Here is a 24,198-nt window from a genome sequence, read left to right on the forward strand (position 1 = left end):
CCGAAACCTATTATACTAGACAAGAGGTGCAATGTACAAAAAATTCTGCCTAATACCCTTTTCGCTGCCTATCATAATTTACTTCATTTTTTTGAATATATGCCTGTTCAATTTGATCTTCGTGCAAGTCAAGCAGTTCCGCAAGTCTCATGTAACTTTCAAAAAGTCGGACATAGTCTTCCTTGCTGCGGCTGTCCCTGAATTTTTGTACCGACTCATATACTGCAAGGAACTGGTTGCTTGTGTCTGTCACCGTTGGTCTGTCTGGGGTAATGTATTCAATATCTTCATAACCGCACTCAATTCCCAGTGACAGGATGAAGTGTACTCCATCCACAAATTCCTCAAGGATTACATCCTTTTCAGATGAAGGTTTCACACTCCAAAACTTGAAGCACCTTGTCTCATTAGCAAGTTCCCCGATTTCAACAAGCAGCGCCAGGACCTTTCTGTCAATTAAATCATCATTCTCTAACTTGTGCTGCGTTTCAATATGACTGTCGAGTGCTTTTTGCATTTTAAATAGTGTTATTGTATTCATGATTCAGCTCCATCGTTTTATTATCACTAAAAGCAGGCTTCTGGATTCCGCCATTCAGGTTTTCTCCTTTTAACAACACAGCTCTGCAATAAAAAGTATATATTAATTATAAATTTGTTGAAACTATTTGGAATCTCATCCGTAAATAAGGAAAGTTCGCATTGGAGGGGCAGTCATGATTCTGCTTTTACGTCTTATTTTCTTGCTATTATTCATTTTCCTGATATACAGCGGGGTAAAGTATTTATTCCACCCGAAACGGAAGCTTGAGCTTGCTCATGAGCAGAAGCGCTTCTTTTTACTGGATGACCCGGACAATGTCCGCAAAAACTTCTTGATCACTTATAAGGGTGTTTTGTTCGAGGGTGAAAAGTATTTAGGTACGACTCCGTCTGCGTTTGAGGTCGTTTCCATTTTCATTTGGCCTAAAAAAACGTCTGCCTTGAAGGGACTCGTGCTTGAAGACTTCCAATTCATCGAACGAAAAATCCGCGAGAACTATCCTGTCGCCAAAATCGACTGGAAAAGCCCGATCAAGGAATTTATGGCTAATCATGAACAGGATGAGGAATAATCAAATATAAAAGCGTCCGAACATGAGTCGGGCGCTTTTCCTTTGTGCATAAATTCCTACTTCAAGGTGTCGTATCGAAAAACTTCCGCCATTTAATGAGGGTACTCTTTTCTCTGAACAGATAGGTGAGCAGCAACAGGCAAATAACCACAAAGCTGCCCGCAAGCGCATCAAAACGTCCAATGCGCTCCCCGAATATGGTAAAAAAGATTACGAATGGAATGTTCGCTAAAAAAGATGCCATCATAAATTCCTTAAACTCTTTTTTCCGCTCATAAAGGCAAAAGCTCAGTAGCTGATAATGAATCAGCGGGATCAGTCTCAGCAACGCAACCTGCAGTACGGTCAGATCCCTGAATCGCCCCATCAGACGCTTTTTCAACCTGCTTAACTTTTGCATGGTGTCCGGAATTTTTTCCATCAAGAAATAGAATAATATACTGGCCCCCGTCAAACCAAGCATTGAATAGATGATTCCCGGAACCACCCCAAAAAGCAGACCGCCCGCGACGCAGACAACTGCAGGCGGAATGAGTATAAACTGACGGAAAACATGAAGAAATACAAACAAAACTGGTGCAAACCAGCTTCCAGATTCCACAATAATCAGCAGCATCGACCACGCATCATCCATTTATGTCACCTGCCTGCGAATCTCTGTTGCTACTAGCATATAGAATCACCCAAGCTGTTATGCCAACAGCATAAATAAATATATAAAAATACCAATCTCTAAAACAGCCAGCACCGGCAAGCCATACTTGAACTGCACATGCTTCGTCTTATGCCTGAAATGATTCATGCCTGCAGTGGCCCCGATTGCCCCTCCAAGCAAAGCTATGGTCCATAACGTTCTTTCGCTGATTCGATAATCATGGTTTTTTGCCCGCTTTTTATCCATGCCCATAATCAAAAAGCCAGCAAGACTCATTACGATGATCAGACCAGCCAATATCCAGATTTCCACGTCTTCACGTCCTCTTAAAATGATGTTAGTACTGCTTCATTATAACGCGCCATCCATCTGTATCGGACATTTTCCACGAGACTCCATTTCTGTTTTTCCGTTAGAGGCCGCCTATCGGATATTTTTCTCGTGTTTCGACTTCTGTTTGTCCTTTAGACCTCCTATATCGGACAGTTTTCTGGTGCTTCCACTTCTGTTTGTCCATTAAAGCCCTTCTATCGGACACTTTCCATACGACTTCGCTTCTGTTTGTCCATTAGAGCCTCTCTATCGGACATTTTCCCCAAAACTTCGCTTCCACTTGTCAGATAAAAATACGCGAATGCTTATGTATCTAAAAAGAAAAAACCATCCTCAATATGAGAATGGTTCATCTTATCGTTTAATTACTTGTTGAACTGTTGCTTAGCTGTTTCAGCCAATTGAGCGAATGCTGCTGCATCGCTTACTGCTAGTTCAGCAAGCATCTTGCGGTTTACTTCGATACCTGCAAGCTTAAGGCCGTGCATCATACGGCTGTAAGAAAGGCCGTTCATGCGAGCTGCTGCGTTGATACGAGCAATCCAAAGTTTGCGGAAGTCGCGCTTCTTCTGGCGACGGTCGCGGAATGCATACATTAGGGATTTCATAACCTGCTGGTTAGCAACTTTGTATAATGTATGTTTAGAACCGAAATAACCTTTTGCTAATTTGATGACTTTTTTACGACGCTTGCGCGTAACTGTACCGCCTTTTACACGTGGCATGTAATTTCCCTCCTATATAAATCGAGATTCCTCGAGTTTACTTAATGTTGTCAAGCATGTGACGAATACGTTTGAAATCGCCTTTTGAAACAATTGCAGATTTGCGAAGCTTACGCTTAGCTTTTGTAGATTTGTTAGCAAATAAGTGGCTAGTGTAAGCGTGTGAACGCTTAAGCTTGCCAGTTCCAGTTTTCTTGAAACGCTTGGCAGTGCCGCGGTGTGTTTTCATTTTTGGCATAGGGACTTCCTCCTCGTTACTTTTCAGTTTTAGGTGCTAGTACCAAGAACATGCTTCGGCCATCCATCTTTGGATGTGATTCGATTGTCGCTACATCTTTGCAAGCTTCAGAGAAGCGATCAAGAACACGCTGACCGATTTCCTTGTGAGTGATAGCACGGCCTTTAAAACGGATTGATGCTTTAACTTTATCGCCTTTTTCCAGGAACTTGATGGCATTGCGCAACTTCGTGTTGAAGTCATGCTCATCAATTGTCGGGCTAAGACGGACTTCTTTAGTTGTGATGATTTTTTGGTTCTTACGTGCTTCTTTCTCTTTCTTTTGCTGTTCGAACTTGAATTTTCCGTAGTCCATGATTCGGCCTACAGGAGGCTTCGCGTTCGGAGCAACAAGCACAAGATCAAGATTGACGCGCGCTGCGATCTCAAGAGCCTCAGCTTTGGATTTGATTCCTAATTGCTCGCCGTTTTGATCGATCAGACGAATTTCGCGAGCACGAATTCCCTCGTTTAATAACATCGCATCTTTGCTAATAATTAGCCACCTCCAGGGTTTTATCGAATACATTGTCAAGGAGAAGAAGTACATTGAAAGGACAAAGCCTTTATCTTGCTCACACAATGACATACGATATGGTCCATTTTTATTTTGCAATAAAAAAAGTGCAGGCGACGACACCCACACTTACGGAAACAAAATAATTAGACGTTTACGTATTACCTGCCAACAGCATTATTGCGTCAGCCAGGTGAGAAGCGGGTGCTTCTTCTTTCCTAAAACTTGTATTCAGTTCACTCTTGCTAATATAGCATAAAGAAATTGATGTGTCAAACGAATCACTTTTCGTTAACTGCAACAAAAAGTATTGTATCAGATAGGATTTAAGGCTGCAATACTTTTTTCAGGCGAAATTAAATTTATCCGAAAAAAAATATGTCGAAGGATCATAACAATACGTTAATTTGTCACTGCCTAATTGCTTCTTTCTTGCTATAATGATTGGTAGAATTATACAAGAAAGCTGGTGTACAAATGCTGATCGCAATTATCATTACCGGTGTGGTCACTGGACTGCTCGCTGGTACTGCATTGAAGTTTTTCAGGACTGGCTATGGTTTTTCAAATGATATTGATAACACGCCTGTTAATATAAAATCCTGCCGGAATTGCGGTGAAAGAATCCAGCGCAGCTATACAAAAAATCTATGTCCCACCTGTTCCAAACCTATTGAATAATCCCATAAAAATAAGAGGAGCCAGTTGGCCCCTCTTATTTTTTTGTCCAGCTCCAGCGCCTAGCCCCTTGAGACGCTTGGCTAGCTGCGGCTCCTAACTCCTCGAGACGTTTCGGTCCTGCCAATGAAGTCAAAGAACGACTTCACTGTCAGGCCCTCCAACGCTTGTCGGAGTTGGGCAGTCGCCTCCGCTTTTCGAATTGTCTAGTGTCGCCTCCTAGAAACTCCGAAACTTCAACTCCGCCGGCAGAAGCAAAAAGCGCTTCTTTGTCGGAGTCTCCAGTTTCTGCGTTTCTGGGCAGTCGGCTATACTTTTCGAATTCGGTCCGCCCAATGAAGTCAAAGAACGACTTCACTGAGCGGCCCTCCAGCGCTTGTCGGGGCTGATCAAGGCGCCCTCCGCTTTTCTTATTTCTTCGCTTCTTTCCTGAATGATTCAAGGAACTCATCGAAGGAGATAGTTTCTGAATTCTGTTCGCCGTATTTACGGACATTGACTGCTTTGTCTGCAACTTCATTGTCACCGACAACCAGCATGTAAGGGATTTTCTGCATTTGCGCTTCACGGATTTTGTAGCCGATTTTTTCGTCACGGCAGTCAATTTCGACACGGAAGCCTTCTGCTTTCAGCTTATCCTGGATTTCCCTGGCATAGTCATAGTGGACTGCAGGTGAAACCGGGATGATTTGCGCCTGGACTGGAGCCAGCCATGTAGGGAACGCTCCTTTGTATTCTTCGATCAGGAAGGCTACAAAACGTTCCATAGTCGATACTACGCCGCGGTGGATGACAACCGGACGGTGATGCTTGCCGTCTTCACCGATATAAGTCAGGTCGAAGCGTTCAGGTAGCAAGAAGTCGAGCTGTACAGTTGACAGTGTCTCCTCTTTGCCAAGCGCAGTCTTGACCTGGACATCAAGCTTCGGACCGTAGAATGCCGCTTCGCCTTCTGCCTCGAAATAGTCGAGTCCTATTTCATCCATCGCTTCTTTTAACATTGCCTGTGCCTTTTCCCACATTTGGTCGTCATCGAAGTATTTTTCTTTGTCTTCAGGATCACGGTAAGAAAGACGGAACGAATAATCATTCATGTCAAAATCTTTATAGACTTCAAGCACTAGCTGCACAACACGTTTGAATTCTTCCTTGATCTGGTCAGGACGGACGAAAATGTGAGCGTCATTCAATGTCATTCCGCGGACACGCTGCAGGCCAGCCAACGCGCCTGACATTTCGTAACGATGCATTGTTCCAAGCTCAGCAATCCTGATCGGAAGCTCCCTGTAACTATGGATGCTGTTTTTGTACACCATCATGTGATGAGGGCAGTTCATCGGTCTTAATACTAACTGTTCATTATCCATATCCATCACCGGGAACATATCGTCCTGATAGTGGTCCCAGTGGCCGGAAGTTTTATAAAGCTCGACACTTCCCATTACCGGAGTGTAAACATGGTCATAGCCGAGGCTGACTTCTTTATCGACAATATAGCGCTCAATGATGCGGCGGATCGTCGCGCCTTTCGGAAGCCAAAGCGGAAGTCCCTGTCCAACCTTCTGCGAGTTTGTGAACAGGCTAAGCTCTTTGCCAAGCTTGCGGTGGTCGCGTTCCTTCGCTTCTTCAAGCAGTCTTAAGTGCTCTTTCAGGTCTTCCTTTTTGAAAAATGCTGTTCCGTAAATACGCTGCAGCATCTTGTTATCGCTGTCGCCGCGCCAGTAGGCACCGGCAATGCTCAGCAATTTAAATTCCTTCAGCTTGCCAGTTGATGGAACATGGACTCCGCGGCAAAGGTCTACAAAATCGCCCTGCTCATAAAGAGTGACTTTTTCATCGGCCGGAATTGCTTCAATCAATTCAAGCTTATATGGGTCACCAAGCTCCTTGAAGAATTTGACAGCCTCCTCACGACTTACCTCTTTACGGACAATCTCAATGTTCTCATTGATGATTTTCTTCATTTCCTTTTCAATTTCCGGCAAATCTTCCGGTGAAAGGGAATGCTCCATATCGATATCATAGTAGAATCCGCCTTCAATCACCGGTCCTACTCCGAGGTTCACATCTTTATACAGGCGTTTGACTGCCTGTGCCATTAAGTGGGCTGTACTGTGGCGCAGGATTTCTAGTGCTTCCGGGTGTTCCGGAGTGATGATTTCAATTGAAGCATCTTCCTCGATTGGTCTCCTGAAATCATACGGATTTCCATTCACCATACCGGCAATGGCTTTTTTCTTAAGGCCCGGGCTGATTGAACCGGCAATGTCTTCAGTTGTTGTGCCTGCAGGAAACTCCTTCACTGCTCCGTCTGGAAACGATATTTTCAACATGTCTGCCATTGGCTTTTCCTCCTTTTGAAATGTGGCGCATATTTGCGCAAAAAATAAAAAAACCCGTCCCTGAAACAGGGACGAGTTTGATCACACGTGGTTCCACCCAATTCCCACTCTTGCGCATAAAGAACGCAGGAATGGCTCTGGTTGCGATAACGGCTTCTGCCGCCAGCCAATACTTGCCTTACAGGCGTTCATAGCTGGAGTTCAGAGGTGGTAAGCGTTTCTTTAGTGTTAGGAAGTTTTCAGCCGTGCCTTCCCTCTCTGCAAACCTTTCAAGAATGCCCATATCCTCATCATTACATTTACTATTGTTTTAGTATGTACGTAATTATAGTTTGTAATGTTTTGAAAATCAAGTGGGCTATCGTATATTTTCATGATCCTCATTGAAAAAATCCAATCTTTCCTCTTCGAAAACGGAAATTGGCTTAATCTTGACCCGCTCTTCAAAAAGGTTGATAATGGTCCGCACTAATGGCTGGTGCGAATCATCGGTATACAGGAAAATCGTCTGTGGCGCGATCGACAGGAGCGGCGCAATCGTTCCGGAATCGACGTAGACCGGGTGATTGACAAGCAGCCTCCGGTCAATCGTTTTAAACAGCTCGCTCCGCTTCATTTCCGTGAACTCTTGATTAAAAAATGTCATGTTTTCTTCGATGACCAAGTACAAATATGGCATTTGCGGTTTTCTGCCTTTCAGAAAACTTCTCAATGTATGAAGGAACACCTGATACTCCTGTTCCATTTTATACTCATCGATTGCGACCTCTGCCCAATTCGAAAGCTGCTCAAAATATGATTTTAGCCTGAATACGACAAAGGAATCGAATGAAAATGAGACTCTCTCATCAAGTATTTCATTGATTGCTTTTTTAACGATCCCTGGTTCTTCGGCACCCTCCATAAAAGGTGCCAGATCCTTTCGGTTCCCTTCCATGACAGAGTAAATGATATCAAGGATTTGATCCTGCTCTTCACTTTCCGTGTAATAAAAAGATTCTGCAAGGATGTTTCTTAACCAGTCATCCCGTTTCAGCTTAAGAATAAAATCATATACACATTTCTTCAGTTCCGGTATTTTTTCTTTCATAAAAAAATCTTCTGGAATCAGGACTCTATTTTGATCTTCATTAAGAAGAATTGAATTCTTTTCCTGCAACGAAGCAAGCCTGGCGACTAAGTGATGGTATAAATTCCAGGCATCCTGCTTTTTTTGGAAGATGATTTCAATCAACCATATCCCCCCTTTTAAATAATCCCTGATTATATATATGGGGGACTTGGACAATTTAGAAGTATCCATATCGCCGCTGGATGATTAAAGCGCAAAAAAAATAGGCTGCAGCCTGTTTCGCTGCAGCCTATTGCTATACTCTTCGATTCTTTCCTTCTACTTTAACCGGCTGTGCCAGGTACTTGATCCGTTCCATGATCCTCGCTGCCTTCAGCTGTTCCTCTTCTCCCCGCTGGCTGTGGGTCAGATGGTGTTCAAGCCCGCTAAGGTCGAAGTTGGAAGTAAAGAAGGTTGGAAGGTTCTCAAGCATGCGGAATTGCAGGATTGTTCCAAGGATTTCATCCCTCGCCCAGCTGCTCATCGTTTCCGCTCCGATATCATCAAGCATCAGGACATCAGATTTTTTGATTGCTTCCAGCTTGTCGTTGACCGAATGATCCCCGATCGCATTCTTCATTTCCCTGAAAAACTCCGGAACATATACAATCAAGGAACTGACCTGTTTCTGTGCCAATTCATTCGCAATGGCGCCAAGCAGGTATGACTTACCCGTTCCGAACGGCCCATGCAGGAACAAACCTTTTTGCTTCTGGCCGGATTCATAATTCTCAACAAAATCCTTCGCCATTTTTATGGCCTTGAATCTCCCCGCGTCATCAAGCTCAATATCCCCGAATGACGCTTTCAGGATTTCCTTCGGCACATATATGCTGTTAATCAGCCGGGCGTTCTTTTGCTGCTCATCGTACATGACCTTCTTTTTACAGCGGTCATATTTGACATCAATGTAATTCCCTTTGATGAAAAGCTGTGGTTCATAGCCTTTGATCATATTCTTGCAGGCTGCGAGACTTTCGCATTTATCACAGTCCTTGCTCTGGGTAGAAAATTCATACAGTTTGGACATGCTGCCGTCAAGCATTTCCCTGGTGATATAGTCCGCATTTTCATCGAGGAATTGCTTTATATGCTGATCCTGCATGACCTGTCTTTTAAGTGTTTCATAACGTTCCTGGAAGTTTTGGTTATTAGCAAGCTTCTTCAGCGTTTCATTTATGTTTTGCAACTGAATCACCTCCCGGATTTGTATTTTTTCAGTTCTTCTTCAAGCTTTTTCTTTTCTATTTCAAAGTCAGGGTCCACTCCGGCAGCAGAACTTTGCTGCTGGTCTGGTCCATTCTCGCTCTTTTTCTCAAACCAGTCCGGCAAGACTTCCTTGCGTACAGGTTTCCGTTTTCCTGAAGCAGCGGTCGTTTTCTTTCCTTCTGCCCAATCGAGGTATTGCCTGTGCTCACTTTTCGCCAGCTCCATGGCATCCCTTACAGTCGAGATTTTCTTCCTCGACCAGTGGCTGGCGATTTTCTCAATATAGCCTTTGGCCAGCTTCATATCCGTTCTGATCATAACATATTGGACCAAAACATTCACGACACCCGGAAGCAGCTTTTGCTTGAACATCACTTCTTCGATGATCTGCAGGTCAGATTTTGAAGGCACGGCACCGCCTGATAAGTCGATCAGCAGTTGTCTTGGTGATGTTTTTTCAAAATAGAGAACCAATTCCTCTTCTTTTGTTTTTGGCTTCTCGATTCCAGCTTTGTGCTGAAGAGGCTGGGTCCGGTCCAAGAGTGCCGGCAACTGGTCCTGGTATTCAAATTGGTACCAGTCCCGGGCCGCCTTTCTCAGCTCCTCGATATCGATTTCATTATCAGCTGTTACGGCACTCAAGACGATATTCTTCATCTTCAACGCATCAATTCCATAAAGGAAGGCGAGATTGCTGACCGCTTCTTTGACCTTCGTTGTAAAAGCTTTTTTGGGGATCAAAGAATCCTGAAGACCTCCCAATAACAGATCGAAATTAAATTCCGAAGGGTCAATCTGTATTTTGTCAGACTCCCTCCTGCCGATGAAGGATTGTGCTTCATCCTCTCCAAGGTCGGCAGCTGAATCACTATTATGCATGAGTGCTTGAGGAGGAACAGACAGGAACACATCCTGAAAAGCCCGGGTAATTTCAGAATATCCCTCCTCTGCCTCGGGCAGCTTGTCACTGAAAAACCGTTTAAGCCTCAAAAACTGATTCTTTCCGATTTTTCGATACAGATAGACATTCAGCATGCCATCCAGGAAAAATTGTTCAGGAGTCAACGGCGGCTGTAATTCATAAATGAATGAACGGCCATCTTCACTATTTTTGACATATGTCTTCAGCAAACCCATCCCCTCAAGCTTCTGGCGGGCGTGATAAATCTCCTTCAAATTCATATCCATGATTGTCATCAGGTTATGATGGGTACCAGACTGTGACCATAGCCGATTCTCTTCAAGTTCGGCCCATAAGGTCATATAAAGGCTCAAACAAGCTGGCCCAATCAACGGCTGGTACAAAAAGGTGAGCACCTTGCGATCATAATCATGCAGCAGGCCGCCGGATGCAACAATATATTGGTCTACAGGCAAAGTCTCCTGCCAATGCTGAGCCATCCTATTCCCCTCCACTCTATCCGGTTAAAAACTATAACAATACCACTATGCTGAAAATCAAATCGTTCACGCGCGCCTTAAAAAGAGCCGAAGTTTCCTTCAGCTCCCTCATGGAAAAGCGTAAGCGCCTGATCAGCCCCGACAAGCGTTGGGGCCTGGCAGTGAAGTCGCTCTTTGACTTCATTGACAGGACCGAAACGTCTCGAGGGGCTAGGCGCTGGAGCTAGACAATTCTCTAAGTGAAAATTTATAAAGCGCAAGCGCCCTGGTAAATATACTTCATTGGTCTGGACCCCAGCTTTATCATTGTTCTTTCTTCAATAACTCTTTTAATTCATCGATGAATACATTGATATCCTTGAACTGCCGGTAAACAGAGGCGAAACGGACATAGGCGACTTCATCGATCTTAGCCAGCCTGTCCATCACCATCTCGCCCACTGCTTCGCTCTTGACTTCGGATACTCCATGGCTTCGCAATTCTTTTTCCACCTCGGAGACCAGATCCTCAAGCTCTTTTAGGGCGACCGGTCTTTTTTCACACGCTTTCAGCAAACCGCGAAGGAGTTTCTCCCGATTGAACTCCTCGCGAGTACCTTCTTTTTTTACAACAATCAATGGGATTTCTTCAACTTTCTCAAAAGTGGTAAAGCGAAATCCGCAAGCTTCACATTCACGTCTGCGTCGAATTGATCGGCTATCGTCAACCGGTCTTGAATCAAGAACCCGGGTAGAGTTATTTTGGCAAGTTGGACATTTCATCTCGATCAGCTCCGAATATTTTGAAATATAGAATGAGCGAAGGACCATTCGCTTTATCCACCAATACGTCCATAAGCATTATCCTTACTATTATCTTATAAAAAAGAAGCTGATGGGACAAGAGGGACTATTGATTCCCATATTTACCTGAACCGATGAACGTAAGTGTTTTATCCAATTTTCCATATACCTTGATTACTTCTTGTCTCAATGCAGGATTGATTCCTGCCATAGAAAACTTTTCCGTGGAGATATGTAAATCGACCGCTGTCTCAAAGGGTTTTGTCGTAATGACAGTCGCGGTTAAAAAACTCCTGACCCTGCCGTTTAGCTCAGCTGAGATTTCTCCATGTTCCTTTGATACACTTGTGATCCGGGCTGCAGGGTCAGCTTTAAGCAGATCCTCGACTGATTGGAAAACCTGATTAAAATTTGCTTTATAGTAATGGGTCCGCAATTGTTCATCGCTGTTATTTTCACTCGTCCCGCTGAATTTCTCGTATCTTCCTGTTATGGATTTCAAAAAAGACATCAAAAATCCTCCTGCAGATTATTTCTATTTACAGTTTACCTTAATTTTCGCACAAAATAAAAAGAGGTGTATCACTACACCCCTTGTAATTTTTCATATTTTCAATTATAGAGCCTTCGCTTGTGCCTGTTTCACATGCACTGGACCCATGCCGCGTGGGATTTCGATATTCTCACGTGTTTGAGCGCTAAGAGCTTCAGCAATATAGTCAGCTGCAATATTAGGATCGAGATCGCCGCAAGTGTAAACATCAATGCTGGCGTACCCGTGCTCCGGGAAGCTGTGAATAGTTAAATGAGATTCAGAGATAATGACAACTCCGCTTACACCCTGTGGTGCAAATTTGTGGAAAGCCACTTCGCGGATTTCAGCACCAGATTTCAAAGCTGCTGAAACGAAAGTTTGTTCAATAAAGTTCATATCATTCAATTTTTCAAAGTCGCAACCCCAAAGTTCAGAAATTACATGACGACCCATTGTTTCCATATTCAATTTCCCCCTCTAACAATATTAGAATGAAATTCCTAGTTTCAATGGTATCTTAACTACCACGGGGGAAAGTTAGTCCAGAGAGGTCCTAACCCTTTAAGTAGCCAATTGGTACCGTTATTAAGAAGTTCACGATGACTAGTATACTTTGTTTATATTTTTTTTGCAACACATGAAAATAAAATTTTTTCAATGAATTTCAGCATGCTATATCAAAAGGTTTTTAGATAGCTATTTTAAGGATATCCCCGGGAATCGATTGATTACCTTTGTAAGATTAAAGAGGTTTTTCTGAAGAGGGAAGACGGTAATCTGATACAACACGAAAGCGTCATTAAACAAGCCTGCCGGGAGCGGCAGGCTTGTTTAATGACTATTCTAATTATCCAACTTTCACGGCGGGTGAAGCCGACATTGCCTGGGCAACATGCTTTGTCAGGTCTACCACCCTGCTTGAGTATCCCCATTCATTGTCATACCACGCAAGTACCTTGACTTTGTTGGCGCCAATGACCATTGTAGACAGTCCATCAATGATCGCTGAGTGCTCATTTGTGTTGAAATCGATGGATACAAGTGGATCTGTTGTAATATCCAGTATACCCTTAAGCTTTCCTTTTGCGGCAGAATAGAACGCATCGTTCACCTCATCCACAGTTACCTCTCGCTTCAAGTCAACAACCAGGTCTACAAGTGAAACGTTTGGCGTCGGCACCCTTAATGACATGCCGTGAAGCTTTCCTTTCAACTGCGGAAGAACAAGGGAAAGCGCCTTTGCCGCCCCTGTTGAAGTAGGGATGATTGATTGGCCGCAAGAACGCGCCCTGCGCAAATCCTTGTGCGGATTATCGATATTATTTTGGTCATTTGTATAGGCATGAACAGTTGTCATCAATCCGTTTTCAATTCCGAAAGTATCATCCAGAATTTTTGCGACAGGTGCCAGGCAGTTCGTTGTGCATGAAGCATTGGAAATGATCTCATGTTCTTCAATTTTTAATGCGCTTTCATTTACGCCCATCACAATCGTAATATCTTCATTTGTGCCCGGTGCTGTTATAATGACCTTCTTTGCGCCTGCTTCCAGATGAAGTGCAGCCTTGTCACGTGAGTTGAACTTTCCTGTGGCCTCTATGACAATATCAACCTGCATTTCTTTCCACGGAAGCTCAGCAGGATTGCGATTGCTCAAAAGTTTGACAGTTTTCCCATTGACTACTAGGTGATCATCAGCAGGGATAATCTCACCTGCAAATTGACCATGGGTTGAATCATATTTAATCAAATGCGCCAGTGTTTCAGCCGGATAGCTCGCATTAATCGCTACAACCTCAAGATTTTCCTCAAGAATGGCTCTTCTGAATACCATTCTGCCAATTCTCCCAAAACCGTTTATCGCTATTCTCGCCTTCATTGTACGGCCCCTTCCGAATTAGTGTTATACTTAATAACCCTTTGTTATGGTATTAGTATAACATATTAAAAATTATTTGTGATATATAATTGCACACATTTAAAATTTAAAATAATTCTGATAATAATTATCAGTAAAGACAAGTATTTCTTGAGTGGATTTTATTGAAACAAAGATTAAAAATCCTGAAACAAAGATGATATTGAGCCAACAGGTATTTATTTGGGCTGTAACAGGGGTATAACCGGAAGCTCGGCCATAGCGGAAGGTGTACTGACCAGAAGGGCTTTTAGTAATATGGCAATAACCAGGTTAACGGCAAAAGAAAAAAGAGCCTATTCGGCTCTTTAGATTCCCCATTTATTCAGGATTTTCTTCAATTGCTGCCTTGATTGCTCAATTGTTCCTGTGTTGTCGATGACTTCATCTGCCAAATCCACTTTATCCTTCAAAGGCATCTGCGACTTGATCCTTGAAAGTGCTTCATCTTCGGAGAAACCATTCCTGGACATCAGCCTCTCCAGTTGGGTCTTCTCATCCACGTAGACAACGATGATCTTTTCGACCAGGCCTGTGAGCTTGCTTTCAAACAGCAATGGTATGTCCAGGACCACTGCTTTTTCATTGGCAGCTTCAGCTTGCTGCCTTTTCATGGCCATCCTCTCACGTACGGCGGGATGGACGATTGAGTTGAGCAGCAACCTTTTTTCCTCATTGTTAAAAATGATCGACCCTAAGGCAGGGCGATTGATAGTGCCATCTTCTTCTAAAACTTCTGTGCCAAAATGGCTGACAATATCATTGTATGCTTTTTCTCCTGGCTCAACAGCAAGCCTCGCTTCGATATCAGCATCGATCACAGTGATGCCAAGCTCAGTGAACATGGCCGATACCGTGCTTTTCCCGCTCGCTATACTTCCGGTTAATCCAATGATTAATGACATTTGTTTTATCCTTTCAAACAGACCGCTAAAGCTTGAGCAGTCCAATTATGATCAATAAGATTCCAGGTACGAATGAGAACTTCTGCAGCCAGCTCCTCTCTGAAAAATAGCTGCCCATTCTCATGCCGGCATAGACGAACAATGAACTCATACAGGCAACCGTCAAAGCCAGATAGCCGGGCGAAAAGCCCAATAAGGCAGCACCGATCCCGGCTCCGAATGCATCAAGAGACAGGGCGAGACCGAGCATGACGGCTTCGATTCCATTGATTGTACCCGATCGGTCAAAGTCTGCCGACATCGGCTTCTTCAAAATATTGATAACAATGCCAAGTGATTTAATCTCAAAATTCAGGATGATTTTTTCATGACAGAGCATCTCTGACTGGTCATTGCGAAAAAACTGGAATAACACCCATCCGCCCAATACTATCAAGACAGTGCCACCAATTGTCTCTGCCAATTCAGGTGAAAAAAAGCTCTCAAGAAAATGTCCGATCATCATGGCAGCCATCAGAACGGCCGCTGAACAGACCGCAATAACAGCAATCGATTTAACCGGGATTTTCATTTTCCGCAATCCATACGTTAACCCTACACTGAAACTGTCAAGACTGACAGCGAATGCAAGTAAAAGCAGGGAGATTATTTGTGCCATAAACTGAGCTCCTTCCTGTCAATCGCTACGTTAGTATATGGAAGGAGCCTAGATATGGTGAGAAAATCAACAGGCGATTATATGTTCACAGTTTTTGGCATGTTGGACAGAAGTGGGTACCCCGTCCTCCGACGACTGTTTTTTCCAGTGGTGTGCCACACACCTTGCATGGTTCATTTTTTCGGCCATACACCAGCAGCTGTAGCTGGAACATGCCGATCTGCCCCTGTGAATTGACATAGGATCGGATTGTGCTGCCGCCCTTCTCTACAGCCTCAGAGAGAGTACTGACAATTTCCCGGTAGAGGACAGCTTCTTCCTCCCGAGACAATGAGTTCGCAATTCGTTCCGGGTGGATTTTCGACCGGAAAAGCGCCTCATCGACATAAATATTCCCGAGACCGACAAGGATCTTTTGATCAAGCAGTGCAGGCTTTATTTTCCGGTTGGTCCTTTTAAGCTTTTCCGAAAGCCATTCTACTGAGAAGTCTCCTGAAAATGGCTCAGGTCCCAAATCAGCGAGCGGCTGCGAATCGAATTCCGTCCCTTTGGCGTAAAGGTGCATTGTCCCAAATTTGCGGACATCCTTATAGCGCAATTCTTTCCCATCGGTAAAATGAAAAATGACATGGGTATGTTTTTCAACAGGTTCATCTGCGCTGAACAAACCGTATTTCCCTTCCATTCTAAGATGGGAGACAAGCGCATAGTCATCTGTATAAAATATCAGGAATTTGCCTCTCCTGCCGATTTCACTGATTGTCTGACCGCGTAGGGCATCATTAAATTGCTCAACTTCACTCGGCTTTTTGATCATCTTGGGCCAAAAAACCGACACCTGGCTAATTTTTTTGCCAACTGCAAGTACCTCAAGCGTGCCCCTGACGGTTTCTACTTCTGGAAGCTCAGGCATCCTATCCCGCCTTTCTTTTTTTCTCTCTTGTCTTTCCTTTACTTCGCATCATACCAGGTTGGACCGTATGAGAAGTCCACCTTCAAAGGAACCTTTAATTCGATTGCATTTTCCATGACATCCGGGACTATTTTCTTCAGCTGCTCAATTTCATCCTGCGGCGCCTCGAAAATCAATTCATCGTGCACCTGGAGGAGCAGCCTAGTCTTCAAGCCTTCTTCACGCAGCCTTTCAGCCATATCGATCATCGCTTTTTTGATGATATCAGCAGCGCTTCCCTGTATAGGCGTATTCATCGCTGTCCGTTCCGCAAAACTTCTCAGGTTGAAGTTGCGCGCAGTGATTTCCGGTATATACCTGCGTCGGTGCAACAATGTCTGGACATACCCTTTCGCCTTCGCATCTATCACGATTTCATCCATATAGTCTTTTACCCCAGGGTAGCTCTCAAGATAGCGTTCGATGAATTCTCCGGCTTCCTTCCTCGTGATGTTCAGGCTCTGGGATAAACCATAATCGCTGATTCCGTAAACAATCCCGAAGTTTACCGCTTTCGCATGGCGGCGCATATTTGAAGTGACCTCATCTTTTCCGACATGGAAAACTTCCATCGCTGTCTTAGTATGAATATCCATGTCATGGCGGAATGCATCGATCAGTTTTTCGTCCCCGGCTATATGGGCAAGGACACGCAATTCAATTTGCGAATAGTCAGCCGCAAAAATCACCCAGTCTTTCTCTGAAGGAACGAATGCCTGCCTGATTTTCCGGCCTTCTTCAAGTCGAATCGGAATATTCTGCAGGTTAGGGTCCGTTGAACTGAGCCTCCCTGTAGCGGTGAGGGCCTGGTTGAACCTTGTATGGACTTTTTCGGTTTCCTTATTTACAACCTTTTGCAGCCCCTCAATATAGGTTGATTGCAGCTTGCCAAGCTGGCGATAATTTAGGATTTCTTCGATGATTTTATGCTTAGGCGCCAATTTTTCCAGTACGTCTGCTGAAGTTGAATAACCGGTCTTCGTCTTTTTGGCAGCAGGAAGACCCAGTTTTTCGAACAGAATGACACCTAATTGCTTCGGTGAATTGATATTGAATTGTTCTCCTGCCATTTCGAAAATCTTCATTTCGATTTCAGCAAGACGCCCTTTGATTTCTTCGCCCATGTTTTCAAGGCGGACCATATCAAGCTTGACGCCAAGGTATTCCATATCCGCCAGCACCAGTGACAATGGCATTTCCAGGCTGCTGAACAAATCGTGCTGGTCGTTATCCAACAGTTCCTGCTCAAGCTTTTCCTTTAAGGACACCAGAACATCTGCTTTGCGCACCAGGTGTTCCCCTAGTATTGCTTCATCCGGTATCTTCCGTCTGGCTCCTTTTCCATAGACCGCTTCATCAGACTGTACGCTTATGAAGCCATGCTGCCTGGCTATGGCAGCCAGGTCGTCCGGCGATTCGGAAGGATTGATGATATAGGATGCTAGTGATACATCGAATTCGGCGCCTTTCAGATGGATTCCGTGATGGCGCAAGGAAACCTCGGAACGTTTCGCATCATAGACTGTCTTTTTGCTGGACTCATCTTCTGCCCATTTTTTGAACTCTTCAGACTCCAAAGCGGTTTGCACAGGCAGATAATAGTGCCCGTTTTCATTCACCACCGCAAAACCGATGATATCAGCATAGTGATAGTTATCCTCAAGCACCTCGACATAAAAGCCGTTGTCTTTCGCAAAAATGTTTGGATCGACTGCCTCGAGCTGTTTGAACTCAATGTCTTCAAGCTCGACATTTTCAGTCACTGCTTCCGCGCCAAGCTTGTCCAATAACGAGTTGAATCCCAGTTCCTTGAACATCTTCACCAGCTTCTCGTTCTCTGCGCCTTCATATTCAAGTTCGCTTAACTCGATTCCCACCGGAGCTTCACGGGTGATGGTCGCAAGTTCTTTGCTCATGATCGCCTGGTCTTTGAATTCCTCAAGCTTTTCCTTGAGTTTTTTCCCGTTGACCTGATCAATCGATTCAATCAGCTTTTCAAGCGTGCCATGCTCTTTCAGCAGCTTGATAGCCGTCTTTTCCCCTACACCAGGAACTCCGGGTATATTATCTGATGCATCCCCCATAAGTCCTTTCATATCAATGATTTGTTGTGCTGTCAGCCCGTATTTCTCCAGGATATGCTCCGGGGTGTACTCCTCGATATCCGTGATGCCCTTCCGGGTGATGCTGACTGTCGTTTTGTCAGAACTCAACTGAGTCAAGTCCTTATCACCAGATATGACCTTCGTTTCAAACCCTTCTTTTTCAGCAAACAAACTTAATGTACCGATGATATCATCGGCTTCATAATTTTCCAGCTCATATTGGGCGATCCCGTATGCTGTCAGTAATTCACGGATGAATGGGAATTGCTCGGAAAGCTCCGGCGGCGTCTTTTGCCTGCCACCTTTATATTCACTGAATGTTTTATGCCTGAACGTCGTTTTTCCTGCATCGAACGCAACGAGAATATGAGTAGGCTTTTCATCCTCGAGAATCTTCATCAGCATCATGGTAAAACCGTAAACTGCATTTGTATGTATCCCTTTTTCATTATTCAACAGCGGCAAAGCGAAAAATGCGCGGTAGGCGATACTATTGCCGTCAATCAATACAAGCTTCTTGGACATGTCATTCCTCCTCCAGTATCATGGGAATTTTATATAAAAAAAGACCGTTAGATTCCTTCCTATTTTATCATGAGAGATGATAGAAAGAAAAATAACGGCCTTTGTCAGCCTTCTATTAATCTGTGTAACCCATCAGCATCCTTGCGTAAGGTGAATCAGATGGGAGGACAATGACGGTCTCGCCGTTGATTGTCTTTTTATAGGATTCCAGGGTACGGAACATGGTATAAAACTCTGGATCTTTTGAGAATGTTTGATTATATACTTTTGCGGCTTCCCCTTCTCCTTCACCGCGGATGGTTTCTGCGTCAGCTGTCGCCTTTGCCAAAATCTCTTTTACTTCACGGTCTGTCTGGGCAATGACCCTGTTCTTTTCAGCATCACCCATTGATAGATATTCCTGCGCCTTTGTTTCACGTTCGGAGATCATACGAGTGAAGACCGATTTCTCGTTTTCCGCAGGAAGATCTGTTCTTTTCATCCGGACATCTGTAACAACGACACCATAGTTGCCGCCAGCCAGCAATTCATTGACCTTTTCAGTCACCCTGTCATTCAATGAACCACGTGAGGATTTTTCATCGTTGATGATTTCATCATAGTCTAGCTGCCCCAGTTCAGAACGGACAACAGAGTAGATGAATTCTTCCATGCGCGATTCCGCACCTTCAAGCGTCCTTGCATTGGAAATCATTTTTTTCGGATCTTCAATTCGCCAGATCGCGTAATTATCAATGAGGATTCTTTTTTTGTCCTTTGTATTGATTTCTGCCTGCGAGACATCATAGGTCATTTGATACTTTGGCAGAGTGGATACGCTCTGGATAAACGGGACTTTGTAGTTAAGCCCAGGTTCCTTAATAATCCGAACGACCTCACCGAACTGTCTGACGACCTTGTACTCGCCTTGTTTTACCACGAAAACGTTGGTGAAAATGAAAACAAGAAGGGCAATGAGAATAATCAGGAAAATCCCCATCTTGGTATAATTTCTCCAATTGAACGAACCGCCGCCTCGTTCCTTCAAATCAATCACTTTTTGATCAGCCATTATTCTTCTCACTGCCTTCCTTCTCTGACTTAGGCTTTTCTGTTTCAAGCGGGCGAATCGGGAAGTACTTCATTGTATTTCCGTCATCATTCATGATGTATATTTCCGTTCCCGGCAGAACCTGCTCAAGTGTTTCCAATATTAGACGCTGTCTGGTGATTTCCGGATTCGATTTATATTCAACATACAGCTTATTGAATACGGCCACGTCACCGCGCGCCCTTTCTATTCTTGCAGCTTTTTCACCTTCTGCCCTTGAAATGAGCGCATCCTTTTCACCCTGTGCTTCGTTCAGTTTCTGGTTACGGTACTTCTTCGCTTCATTTATTTTGGTATTCATCGTCTCACGGGCATCCGTTACATCGGTAAAAGCTTTCCGGACTTCTTGGTTTGGCAGTTCAACATCCTGAAGTTTTACACCAAGGACGGAAATCCCCATATCGTATTTTTCAATCAATGATGACAATAAGTCACGGACATCTGCTTCAATTTGTGCCTTCCCGGATGTAAGGGCATCATCAATTTTGGAACTGCCAATGATACTTCTGACAGACGCTGAAGTTGAATCATACAAAATTTCTCTAGGATTATCCGCATTGTATAAATATTTTGCCGGGTCAGTAATTTTCCATTGAACAACTAGGTCGGCCAGCACAATATTCTCGTCACCGGTGATCATTTTCGTTTCATCTGGAAACTCGACGATTTCTCCATTTTTCTCTTCATAGCCGAACTGAAGGCTGAATGTTTCCTTCGATAACTTCTCAATACTCTGAATCGGCCAAGGAAGCTTGAAATGCAAGCCAGGTTCGCTGATTCCTTCCTCCACCTTGCCAAATGTCAAAATGACCGCCTGTTCTGATTCATCGACCGTATACCAGGTCGTAAAAGCAGAAAGTCCTAAAATAATGGCAAGAACGACAATCCCGCTCGTCACGTAAATCTTTTTTAGGCTCACCATCTGATTCCCCTCTTCCTGTGTTTCTGTCTATGTTGATTTTTACGTTTATAAGTCAGAAAAGTTTCAAAATGCATGAGATTTGTAATATTATTTTGCCGGAGTGGAATTTTTGGGTATGAAAAAAGCACAAGCGGGGTCTGCTTGTGCTTCTTTCGGCTCCTTGGATGAAGGGGTTTTCACTAATGATGATAACAAGAAAGTGTTAAGAAAAATTAAATCCCTTGTTAAGACTATGTAAATTTGGAAAAACCTCTCTTCACCAAAGCTTTTTGGCCAATTGCGAACTTACACCTTGAGGACTCCGCGGAATCCTCTTGCAGCGTAGTACGAATCTGCTCCATTGTGATATAAAAACACCATATTGTAGCGGCGGTCACAGAAAACTGCGCCTCCAAGGCTTCTAATATGATCAGGTGTTTGCACCCAGCTCGATGTTTTCAAATCGAAATTCCCGAGCTCTTGCAGCTTTCTATATTGCTGCTCTGTTAAAAGTTCAATTCCCATGTCAGCTGCCATATCCATGGCGTTATTTTCAGGTGGATGCTTTTTCCTGGACTCAAGCGCTTCACGGTCATAACAAACACTTCTGCGGCCTTTTGGACTTTCAGCTGAGCAGTCGTAGAAAAGGTATGCTCCTGTCTCTTTCTCAGTGCCAACAACATCCGGTTCTCCGCCTGTTCTTTCCATCTCGTTGAGTGACCATATTTTTTCCGGGTTCAATTCAAGCCTGGCTTGTACATCCTCCCAGACAATATCTTTATGCCGATTCATATTTTTTTCAAAACGTGTTTTTAAAATCAGTAGCAGTTGCTCTTGCTCTTCCAGAGGCAATTTCTTCGATTTGTCTGTCATTTCAATCCTCCTATTCATTAAGTTTCTGCTTTCACTTCTCCCAAGCAGGCAATGAACACCTTCAACCATTTCCTTATTGAGGCAGCTTCTTATAAAGCTTGATGGTAAAGGTGGTTCCTTTGCCGACTTGACTGGTTACCTCAATTTGTCCTCTATGGGCTTCCACGATATGTTTGACGATGGCAAGGCCAAGGCCTGTTCCCCCAGAATTCCGGCTCCTTGCCCTATCCACACGGTAAAAGCGTTCAAAGATCCTTGGAATCTCACTTTTTTCAATACCGATACCTGAATCTTTTACCAGAATAGACACAGTGTCATCCTGATCAATTAAAGAGATTTCCACACGGCCGCCATTTGGTGTATACGTTATGGCATTGCTGATGAGATTGATCAGTACCTGCTTCAGCCTGTCAGCATCTCCTTCAATGACTGCCTGACGGTCTTTCTGGTCAAGCGTTAGCACGATATCCTTTTGTGCAGCTTTTCCTTCTAAAATCTCAATGACTTCAGCTGCTTGCTGGCGGAGATCCACACTTCCAGCTGACAGATGGAAACCATGCTGTTCAATCTTGGAAAGGTCAAGCAACTCCTGTATCAATACTTGCAGGCGGTCACTTTCTTTCAAGATGATTTCAAGGAAAGCTTCCAATGTATCTTTATCATGCATCGCGCCATCCAGAAGTGTTTCCGAAAAGCCCTTGATCGAAGTGATGGGCGTCTTAAGCTCGTGCGAAACGTTGGCCACAAAGTCTTTCCTCATCTGCTCGAGTTTTTTCAGTTCCGAAATGTCATGGAAGACAAGGAGAATTCCTTTCCAGACATTGTTTGTCCCGATGATTGGCACTCCGTAAACTTCAAAATGGCGTCTTTCAATCTCAATCGGAAGAACAACTTGCTTCCTTACTTTTTGCTCAGTCATGAAAATCTCTTCGACCATCCTGATTATTTCCTCATGGTCAATGACTTCATAATAAAGTTTATACAGATACTCAGAAGGTTCCACATTGAAAATTTCCTTGTAGGGCTTATTGATCAAGTTGATAAATCCCCTGCTGTCAATCAGGATCAGACCGCTGCCCATATTTTCTAACAATGTTGTCAGTCTATCCTGCTGGGATTCCTTTAGCTTCATCAGTTCCTGAAGGTTTCTGGCCAGGATATTGATGGACGAACTGAGCATCCCCGTTTCATCTATATGATCTTCATAAGTCCTTGCACGGTAGTTCCCTTTTGCCAGTTCGATCGCTACATTTGTCGCAGACTCGATTGGTTTCGTATAGCGGTTCGTAATCCTTGTACCGAGGAGGATGATCACAACCAAGGCCAAGCCAAGACTAACGGTAAGAATCCACCAGATTTGGCGATATGCTTTCTGCAGCTCATCGATTTTTGTAGTTAGAAATACATAGCCTTCTTTTTTACCTTCATGGCTGAGCGGATTCCAATAATAATGCAGGTCGAAGCCTCCGCCTACTTCAAGGTCGCTCTCTGATTTCGGTGGATTTTCCACAATATCCCCAATAATATCCCTATGCCTGCTGATTTTGGTACTTGATAGTTCACCAGTGTCGTAACGAATATCGCCGTCCAGATCAACGATGGTGATCCTTGAATTCAACAACCGGCTCATCCTTAAAATTTCTTCTTTATCCAGCGAATCAAGCCCTCCGTTTTGCTCGATATTGGAAGTTAAAAGATTCATTTCAATCATCAGGCGTTCATTGAATGAATTGATATAATAATTCTTGAATAATTGCCCCAACACAAGGCCCAGGCCTATTAACACGATGATGATCAAGGAAATGAGGGCAAATAAAAGTCGTGTCCGGTACTTTGTCATTCTCCCTTCGGTTCCTCCAGCTTATAGCCAAGACCACGAATGGTTTTGATATAGGACGGCTTTTTTGTATTCTGTTCGATCTTTTCGCGCAAGTGGCTTATATGTACATCTACAATTCTTGTGTCTCCGGCAAAATCATAATTCCAGACCGCACTTAACAGCTGGTCACGCGTCAGTACCCGGCCTTTGCTTTTGGCCAGATAGAGAAGCAATTCGAATTCCTTCGGTGTCAATTCGAGCAAGTCTTCCATGAAATAGGCTTCATAGAAATCCGGCATGATCCTGAGTTCGCCTATTTTGATCTGGGCTTCGTCCTCAGGCTTCTCCTCGACGGGATCCGGCACTGCCTGCACCCTTCTAAGAATGGCTTTTACCCTTGCAACAACTTCCCGCGGGCTGAACGGCTTCGTCATGTAATCATCTGCACCCAGCTCCAGGCCAAGTACTTTGTCAAACTCGTCATCCTTTGCCGTCAGCATTAATATCGGTACATTGATTTTCTGCTGCCTAAGCTGCTTGCACACTTCCATGCCATCAAGCTTCGGAAGCATCAAGTCCAGGACCATCAAATCGGGTTTTTCTTCAGCAGCAAGGCGAATCCCTTCCTCACCGTCCATTCCTGTCACAACGGAATAACCAGCCTGCTCCAGATTATACTTCAGCAGTGTCACAATAGATTGTTCATCATCCACAACCAAGACCTTCTTGTTCATATAAGCCTCCAAAAAAGTTATTACCCCTGATTCATCC

At 44.0% G+C, this 24,198-nt stretch carries 25 protein-coding genes and 1 other annotated feature; of the genes, 2 read left to right on the top strand and 23 right to left on the bottom strand.

Annotation, left to right across the window (positions count from 1 at the left end):
• Positions 1 to 49: 49 nt before the first annotated feature.
• Positions 50 to 541 (bottom strand): dUTP diphosphatase, encoded by a 492-nt coding sequence (locus QNH36_RS18020; RefSeq protein WP_144477495.1) that lies wholly within the window; start codon positions 539 to 541, stop codon positions 50 to 52.
• 175 nt (positions 542 to 716) lie between these two features.
• Here QNH36_RS18020 and QNH36_RS18025 point away from each other — a divergent pair, with 175 nt between their 5' ends.
• A complete protein-coding gene (locus tag QNH36_RS18025) occupies positions 717 to 1,115 on the top strand; it encodes a sigma-w pathway protein ysdB (RefSeq protein WP_144477492.1) in 399 nt (132 codons plus the stop codon).
• Between the two features lie 61 nt (positions 1,116 to 1,176).
• Here the strand turns inward: QNH36_RS18025 and QNH36_RS18030 are convergent, their stop codons facing one another.
• The 5 genes from QNH36_RS18030 to infC all read right to left on the bottom strand — a co-directional run bounded on the left by QNH36_RS18030 (position 1,177) and on the right by infC (position 3,586).
• On the bottom strand, positions 1,177 to 1,749 hold the full coding sequence (locus tag QNH36_RS18030) for a TVP38/TMEM64 family protein (RefSeq protein ID WP_283903921.1): 573 nt from the start codon (positions 1,747 to 1,749) through the stop codon (positions 1,177 to 1,179).
• Positions 1,750 to 1,806: 57 nt separating this feature from the next.
• Complete coding sequence (locus QNH36_RS18035) at positions 1,807 to 2,082, bottom strand: DUF1294 domain-containing protein (RefSeq protein ID WP_313959720.1); 276 nt, start codon at positions 2,080 to 2,082, stop codon at positions 1,807 to 1,809.
• A 386-nt stretch (positions 2,083 to 2,468) separates the two neighbouring features.
• Positions 2,469 to 2,828, bottom strand: a complete 360-nt coding sequence (gene rplT / locus QNH36_RS18040; RefSeq protein ID WP_102263819.1) for a 50S ribosomal protein L20 — start codon at positions 2,826 to 2,828, stop codon at positions 2,469 to 2,471.
• Between the two features lie 37 nt (positions 2,829 to 2,865).
• Positions 2,866 to 3,066 carry a 50S ribosomal protein L35 gene (gene rpmI / locus QNH36_RS18045; protein ID WP_023627047.1) on the bottom strand — a complete coding sequence of 67 codons (201 nt, stop codon included), beginning with the start codon at positions 3,064 to 3,066 and terminating at the stop codon, positions 2,866 to 2,868.
• Positions 3,067 to 3,082: 16 nt separating this feature from the next.
• The gene (infC, locus tag QNH36_RS18050; protein ID WP_144477486.1) at positions 3,083 to 3,586 is read right to left on the bottom strand and encodes a translation initiation factor IF-3; all 504 of its coding nucleotides are present in this window, start codon (positions 3,584 to 3,586) and stop codon (positions 3,083 to 3,085) included.
• Positions 3,587 to 3,717: 131 nt separating this feature from the next.
• Positions 3,718 to 3,844, bottom strand: a sequence feature (ribosomal protein L20 leader region).
• 255 nt (positions 3,845 to 4,099) lie between these two features.
• Between infC and QNH36_RS18055 the strand changes: the two genes are divergently transcribed.
• Positions 4,100 to 4,303 carry a hypothetical protein gene (locus tag QNH36_RS18055; protein WP_144477483.1) on the top strand — a complete coding sequence of 68 codons (204 nt, stop codon included), beginning with the start codon at positions 4,100 to 4,102 and terminating at the stop codon, positions 4,301 to 4,303.
• Between the two features lie 407 nt (positions 4,304 to 4,710).
• On the opposite strand, the gene thrS is transcribed toward QNH36_RS18055, so the two are convergent.
• From thrS to QNH36_RS18140, 17 genes are all read right to left on the bottom strand, one after another.
• On the bottom strand, positions 4,711 to 6,642 hold the full coding sequence (gene thrS, locus QNH36_RS18060; RefSeq protein WP_283903922.1) for a threonine--tRNA ligase: 1,932 nt from the start codon (positions 6,640 to 6,642) through the stop codon (positions 4,711 to 4,713).
• Positions 6,643 to 7,000: 358 nt separating this feature from the next.
• On the bottom strand, positions 7,001 to 7,876 hold the full coding sequence (ytxC, locus tag QNH36_RS18065) for a sporulation protein YtxC (protein ID WP_251541069.1): 876 nt from the start codon (positions 7,874 to 7,876) through the stop codon (positions 7,001 to 7,003).
• Positions 7,877 to 8,009: 133 nt separating this feature from the next.
• Complete coding sequence (gene dnaI / locus QNH36_RS18070; protein WP_251541070.1) at positions 8,010 to 8,942, bottom strand: primosomal protein DnaI; 933 nt, start codon at positions 8,940 to 8,942, stop codon at positions 8,010 to 8,012.
• A 5-nt stretch (positions 8,943 to 8,947) separates the two neighbouring features.
• Entirely contained in the window at positions 8,948 to 10,363 is a 1,416-nt protein-coding gene (locus tag QNH36_RS18075) for a replication initiation and membrane attachment family protein (protein ID WP_251541071.1), read from the bottom strand.
• 303 nt (positions 10,364 to 10,666) lie between these two features.
• Positions 10,667 to 11,125 (bottom strand): transcriptional regulator NrdR, encoded by a 459-nt coding sequence (nrdR, locus tag QNH36_RS18080; protein ID WP_144477801.1) that lies wholly within the window; start codon positions 11,123 to 11,125, stop codon positions 10,667 to 10,669.
• Positions 11,126 to 11,252: 127 nt separating this feature from the next.
• Positions 11,253 to 11,657, bottom strand: coding sequence for a hypothetical protein (locus tag QNH36_RS18085; RefSeq protein WP_251541072.1), 405 nt, complete (start codon positions 11,655 to 11,657; stop codon positions 11,253 to 11,255).
• A gap of 105 nt (positions 11,658 to 11,762) precedes the next feature.
• Positions 11,763 to 12,143, bottom strand: a complete 381-nt coding sequence (gene speD, locus QNH36_RS18090; RefSeq protein WP_144477460.1) for an adenosylmethionine decarboxylase — start codon at positions 12,141 to 12,143, stop codon at positions 11,763 to 11,765.
• A gap of 385 nt (positions 12,144 to 12,528) precedes the next feature.
• A complete protein-coding gene (locus QNH36_RS18095; protein ID WP_283903923.1) occupies positions 12,529 to 13,560 on the bottom strand; it encodes a glyceraldehyde-3-phosphate dehydrogenase in 1,032 nt (343 codons plus the stop codon).
• A gap of 347 nt (positions 13,561 to 13,907) precedes the next feature.
• Complete coding sequence (gene coaE, locus QNH36_RS18100) at positions 13,908 to 14,504, bottom strand: dephospho-CoA kinase (RefSeq protein ID WP_144477445.1); 597 nt, start codon at positions 14,502 to 14,504, stop codon at positions 13,908 to 13,910.
• 25 nt (positions 14,505 to 14,529) lie between these two features.
• Complete coding sequence (ytaF, locus tag QNH36_RS18105) at positions 14,530 to 15,162, bottom strand: sporulation membrane protein YtaF (RefSeq protein ID WP_251541076.1); 633 nt, start codon at positions 15,160 to 15,162, stop codon at positions 14,530 to 14,532.
• Between the two features lie 85 nt (positions 15,163 to 15,247).
• Positions 15,248 to 16,075, bottom strand: coding sequence for a DNA-formamidopyrimidine glycosylase (gene mutM, locus QNH36_RS18110; RefSeq protein WP_283903924.1), 828 nt, complete (start codon positions 16,073 to 16,075; stop codon positions 15,248 to 15,250).
• 38 nt (positions 16,076 to 16,113) lie between these two features.
• The gene (gene polA, locus QNH36_RS18115) at positions 16,114 to 18,744 is read right to left on the bottom strand and encodes a DNA polymerase I (RefSeq protein ID WP_251541089.1); all 2,631 of its coding nucleotides are present in this window, start codon (positions 18,742 to 18,744) and stop codon (positions 16,114 to 16,116) included.
• Between the two features lie 115 nt (positions 18,745 to 18,859).
• Complete coding sequence (gene hflC, locus QNH36_RS18120; RefSeq protein ID WP_144477799.1) at positions 18,860 to 19,795, bottom strand: protease modulator HflC; 936 nt, start codon at positions 19,793 to 19,795, stop codon at positions 18,860 to 18,862.
• On the bottom strand, positions 19,788 to 20,756 hold the full coding sequence (hflK, locus tag QNH36_RS18125; protein WP_251541092.1) for an FtsH protease activity modulator HflK: 969 nt from the start codon (positions 20,754 to 20,756) through the stop codon (positions 19,788 to 19,790). The genes hflC and hflK overlap by 8 nt, the downstream gene beginning before the upstream one ends.
• 285 nt (positions 20,757 to 21,041) lie before the next feature.
• The gene (locus QNH36_RS18130) at positions 21,042 to 21,608 is read right to left on the bottom strand and encodes a DUF4256 domain-containing protein (protein WP_395883515.1); all 567 of its coding nucleotides are present in this window, start codon (positions 21,606 to 21,608) and stop codon (positions 21,042 to 21,044) included.
• A 73-nt stretch (positions 21,609 to 21,681) separates the two neighbouring features.
• A complete protein-coding gene (gene pnpS / locus QNH36_RS18135; RefSeq protein WP_144477426.1) occupies positions 21,682 to 23,448 on the bottom strand; it encodes a two-component system histidine kinase PnpS in 1,767 nt (588 codons plus the stop codon).
• Positions 23,445 to 24,161: a response regulator transcription factor gene (locus QNH36_RS18140; protein ID WP_144477423.1), complete on the bottom strand. Its 717-nt coding sequence runs from the start codon at positions 24,159 to 24,161 to the stop codon at positions 23,445 to 23,447. Before QNH36_RS18140 ends, pnpS begins: the two co-directional genes overlap by 4 nt.
• Between the last annotated feature and the right edge of the window lie 37 nt (positions 24,162 to 24,198).

The sequence above is a fragment of the Mesobacillus sp. AQ2 genome (genome assembly GCF_030122805.1).
Lineage (GTDB): Bacteria > Bacillota > Bacilli > Bacillales > Cytobacillaceae > Mesobacillus > Mesobacillus oceanisediminis_A.

Excerpts from the sequence above, each read along its gene's own strand:
- QNH36_RS18140 (WP_144477423.1), bottom strand. The coding sequence starts at position 24,161 with ATGAACAAGAAGGTCTTGGTTGTGGATGATGAACAATCTATTGTGACA.
- QNH36_RS18020 (WP_144477495.1), bottom strand. The coding sequence starts at position 541 with ATGAATACAATAACACTATTTAAAATGCAAAAAGCACTCGACAGTCAT.
- thrS (WP_283903922.1), bottom strand. The coding sequence starts at position 6,642 with ATGGCAGACATGTTGAAAATATCGTTTCCAGACGGAGCAGTGAAGGAG.
- QNH36_RS18130 (WP_395883515.1), bottom strand. The coding sequence starts at position 21,608 with ATGACAGACAAATCGAAGAAATTGCCTCTGGAAGAGCAAGAGCAACTG.
- QNH36_RS18055 (WP_144477483.1), top strand. The coding sequence starts at position 4,100 with ATGCTGATCGCAATTATCATTACCGGTGTGGTCACTGGACTGCTCGCT.
- rplT (WP_102263819.1), bottom strand. The coding sequence starts at position 2,828 with ATGCCACGTGTAAAAGGCGGTACAGTTACGCGCAAGCGTCGTAAAAAA.
- polA (WP_251541089.1), bottom strand. The coding sequence starts at position 18,744 with ATGTCCAAGAAGCTTGTATTGATTGACGGCAATAGTATCGCCTACCGC.
- hflK (WP_251541092.1), bottom strand. The coding sequence starts at position 20,756 with ATGGTGAGCCTAAAAAAGATTTACGTGACGAGCGGGATTGTCGTTCTT.
- QNH36_RS18075 (WP_251541071.1), bottom strand. The coding sequence starts at position 10,363 with ATGGCTCAGCATTGGCAGGAGACTTTGCCTGTAGACCAATATATTGTT.
- nrdR (WP_144477801.1), bottom strand. The coding sequence starts at position 11,125 with ATGAAATGTCCAACTTGCCAAAATAACTCTACCCGGGTTCTTGATTCA.
- QNH36_RS18085 (WP_251541072.1), bottom strand. The coding sequence starts at position 11,657 with ATGTCTTTTTTGAAATCCATAACAGGAAGATACGAGAAATTCAGCGGG.
- QNH36_RS18030 (WP_283903921.1), bottom strand. The coding sequence starts at position 1,749 with ATGGATGATGCGTGGTCGATGCTGCTGATTATTGTGGAATCTGGAAGC.
- speD (WP_144477460.1), bottom strand. The coding sequence starts at position 12,143 with ATGGAAACAATGGGTCGTCATGTAATTTCTGAACTTTGGGGTTGCGAC.
- coaE (WP_144477445.1), bottom strand. The coding sequence starts at position 14,504 with ATGTCATTAATCATTGGATTAACCGGAAGTATAGCGAGCGGGAAAAGC.
- ytaF (WP_251541076.1), bottom strand. The coding sequence starts at position 15,162 with ATGGCACAAATAATCTCCCTGCTTTTACTTGCATTCGCTGTCAGTCTT.
- pnpS (WP_144477426.1), bottom strand. The coding sequence starts at position 23,448 with ATGACAAAGTACCGGACACGACTTTTATTTGCCCTCATTTCCTTGATC.
- QNH36_RS18025 (WP_144477492.1), top strand. The coding sequence starts at position 717 with ATGATTCTGCTTTTACGTCTTATTTTCTTGCTATTATTCATTTTCCTG.
- mutM (WP_283903924.1), bottom strand. The coding sequence starts at position 16,075 with ATGCCTGAGCTTCCAGAAGTAGAAACCGTCAGGGGCACGCTTGAGGTA.
- infC (WP_144477486.1), bottom strand. The coding sequence starts at position 3,586 with ATGTTATTAAACGAGGGAATTCGTGCTCGCGAAATTCGTCTGATCGAT.
- rpmI (WP_023627047.1), bottom strand. The coding sequence starts at position 3,066 with ATGCCAAAAATGAAAACACACCGCGGCACTGCCAAGCGTTTCAAGAAA.
- QNH36_RS18095 (WP_283903923.1), bottom strand. The coding sequence starts at position 13,560 with ATGAAGGCGAGAATAGCGATAAACGGTTTTGGGAGAATTGGCAGAATG.
- hflC (WP_144477799.1), bottom strand. The coding sequence starts at position 19,795 with ATGGCTGATCAAAAAGTGATTGATTTGAAGGAACGAGGCGGCGGTTCG.